General features: G+C 62.8%; 4 protein-coding genes and 1 pseudogene. 4 read left to right on the forward strand and 1 reads right to left on the reverse strand.

Going from position 1 to position 2,715, the window contains the following annotated elements; translation table 11 throughout:
- Positions 1–275: 275 nt before the first annotated feature.
- Complete coding sequence (locus BST14_RS27805) at positions 276–629, forward strand: hypothetical protein (RefSeq protein ID WP_245845816.1); 354 nt, start codon at positions 276–278, stop codon at positions 627–629.
- Between the two features lie 252 nt (positions 630–881).
- On the opposite strand, the gene BST14_RS29945 is transcribed toward BST14_RS27805, so the two are convergent.
- Positions 882–1,664: a hypothetical protein gene (locus tag BST14_RS29945; protein ID WP_142279662.1), complete on the reverse strand. Its 783-nt coding sequence runs from the start codon at positions 1,662–1,664 to the stop codon at positions 882–884.
- A gap of 181 nt (positions 1,665–1,845) precedes the next feature.
- On the opposite strand from BST14_RS29945, the pseudogene BST14_RS27815 reads away from it, so the two are divergent.
- The 3 genes and pseudogenes from BST14_RS27815 to BST14_RS27825 form a co-directional block, all read left to right on the forward strand.
- A pseudogene (locus BST14_RS27815) lies at positions 1,846–1,977 on the forward strand (DUF4244 domain-containing protein); the annotation flags it as partial.
- Complete coding sequence (locus tag BST14_RS27820) at positions 1,974–2,303, forward strand: TadE family type IV pilus minor pilin (RefSeq protein ID WP_211280833.1); 330 nt, start codon at positions 1,974–1,976, stop codon at positions 2,301–2,303. The pseudogene BST14_RS27815 and the gene BST14_RS27820, both read left to right, overlap by 4 nt.
- A gap of 37 nt (positions 2,304–2,340) precedes the next feature.
- Positions 2,341–2,637 (forward strand): Rv3654c family TadE-like protein, encoded by a 297-nt coding sequence (locus BST14_RS27825; protein WP_306460744.1) that lies wholly within the window; start codon positions 2,341–2,343, stop codon positions 2,635–2,637.
- The last annotated feature ends 78 nt before the right edge of the window (positions 2,638–2,715 follow it).

The following is a 2,715-nucleotide window of genomic DNA, read 5'->3' on the forward strand; positions in this document are numbered from 1 at the left end:
CCCCTAGCAGGGGTGTGTGGAGGTGGCAGGGCACAGGTGGCATCGGGGCAGGTAGGGGCACCTGGCAGGGCACAGGGCACAGGGCAGGCACAGGGGCACAGGGCAGCGTCGCTGCAGGTAGGCAGGCATGCAGGTACCCAGGGGGGGTACCCCCGCCCCCGCCCGATTTGACCGGTAGGTAATGCGCCTGACCGACCCGTTGAGCAAATCGTTTTCCCGTTTTTCGGGAGTCAGTAAGTTCGCCCCGCCAGGGGCTCCAAACCATTAGGAGAAACATGCGTACACCAGCAGGTTTAGGCACTGCCGGCGGTAAGTTGTGGCGGTCGACGGTCGACGTATTCGACTTCACCGACGAGCCGCACAAGGTCCAGATCCTTAAGCAGGCGTGCCGGGTGGCCGATGTCGTGGCCGAGCTGGACGAGGCTGCCGACGAGGCCCCGCTCACCGTCAAGGGCTCGATGGGCCAGCAGGTCATCAGCCCATTCATCGCAGAGGCCAGGGCGCAACGTGCCCTGTTGGCACAGTTGCTCGGGAAGCTGGGACTACCCGACACCGAGGAGGAGGCAGAAGCCAAGGCCGCGAAGCTGTCTCGGACCCGCCGCCGTGCCGCGAAGGGCAGCCGGTCGTGACGGTGAGACGGAACCAGCGCCGCTCGGGGCTGGGCACCACGCTCCCAGACGAACTCCGTTCGTTTGAAAGTTGGTATTACCGAGGCGGTCTCAGCGACTACATGCGGGCTGTGAGCCGGTTGGTCGGAGACGACCAACGGGTTACGCCTGTGATGAACGCCGCGGGACTATCCGCTGCTGACTGGTTCCGACACATGCTTAGGGCGAAGAATTGATAATTTGGGGATGCGCTGGTTCCTCGCCTCTTCTATCTCACGTGGCTGTAATACCAAGATTGTCACGCATAAGTTTAAGCAGTTCTCCTAAGAGTGTGCCCCATTTTCCTTTGGTAACATAATTCGCAAGCTGTTGCGCCAGATTTTTCACGGTGTTCGGATCAGCTTGATGGAACGGCCCGCAAGCCAGATCATATTTGACCGCACAATTCAGACGTATTACGGCGTCAAGGATCACAGAAGCCTCGTCAGCAACAGCTTTTGCTTTACCAGCTGTATCGGGCGGGGCCACGATAAAAGCCGGTTCAATAGTATACTGGTAGTTGTCACGCTTCTTCGCGAGGTCATTTTGAATACTAATGGAAATCTGGGGCGATTTTCCTTCTTCAACCTCAACCGCCGCCAGAGGGATCTGATCGAGTGAGCGCCCCAACTCGCCAGCTTTTGCGATGATGTCAAAATACAACGCCTTCTTGGTGTCACGGAAGTAGCTTTCGGACGACAGGCTTCTCTGTTCCTGAAGCGTCCTTGATGCGGTCGTCCAACTTACGAAGGCGGTGACCGCTCCACTAACCAGGACTGCCAAGGCCGCGATGATCGCAACAGTCAGTTCTTTAGTCCATGTGATTGGACCTCGACTTTGCCTCCACGCGATTACGGCGGCAACGACAAGCAACACAACCACCGACATGAGCCACCAGCGGCCGATCCAATGCCAGACGACGCCCCAGGACGACACAACATGGGCATGGATGAGAGCCTCGGGTAGCGCAAACACCGCAGTGATCGCCAGAATGCCGCTAAAAATCCGCAAAATCACTCGCCCTTTCCGGATAAGAGCCAGCTCCTAACTCTCTGTCATGGACAGTTTGCCATTCTCCTACCCCGGTATATGACGCGTTTGCAGATTTTCGACGGGTTAGTCCTGGCAGCGAGGCAGACGGTGGGCACCATCCGCAACACGCGGCGTAGCGAGCGCCGCGCTGGCGGTGTAATTTTTGTCAATCGAATACGCCATCGGCACCATCGCGGCGGCCGCGTTCGGCGCGGTGCTGTACACCGTCGTCACCGGCGACTCCATCGTCTCGGCGCTGACCAACATCATCGGTCGTGCGCTCAACACCAAGGTCTGACCGGTGGTGCCGGTGCCAGCACGGTTGAGGCGGCACTGGGCATCGCCGCGCTCGTTGTGGTGCTGGTGTTGTGCCTGGCCGGGGTCACCGCGGTGTCAATGCAGGTGCGTTGCATCGACGCCGCCCGCGAGGCCGCCCGGTTGGCGGCGCGCGGCGACGAACGCTCCGCCGTGGCCGCGGCCCGCCGGCTCGCGCCCGCGGGCGCGAGCGTGGACCTGCGCCGCGACGGGGAGTTCCTGGTTGCCACGGTCGTCGCGCATTCGAAGTTGTTGCCGACCATCGACATTGCGGCCGACGCGGTCTCGGCGGCCGAGCCGTCGCGGTGATCGCGGATCCGCCACGCTGGTCGCGGCCTGGATGATCATGGCGCTGCTGACGGCGACCGGCGCCGGTGCGTACCTGGGCTCGGCGGTGGTAACACGCCACCGCGCGCAGGCGGTGGCCGACCTGGCCGCCTTGGCCGCAGCGGCCCGGTTGGGCTCCGGGGCGGATTCGGCGTGCGCGGGCGCCGCCGTGGTGGCCCGCCGGATGAGGGTCGACGACATCGGCTGTGCGGTCGACGGTCTCGATGTCGTCGTCACCGCGCGCGTGACGGTCGCCTTCGGCGGCGCGGCGAAGGCCGCCGCACGGGCGGGGCCCGCGACCGGGGAATCCGACTAGGTGTACCGAGTCATGAGATTGGTGTCAGTCGGCTGATCGGTGGGAGCCCGCCAAGTGCACTGTGACGCCGTTGAGTGT

Source organism: Mycobacterium arosiense ATCC BAA-1401 = DSM 45069, assembly GCF_002086125.1.
GTDB lineage: Bacteria > Actinomycetota > Actinomycetes > Mycobacteriales > Mycobacteriaceae > Mycobacterium > Mycobacterium arosiense.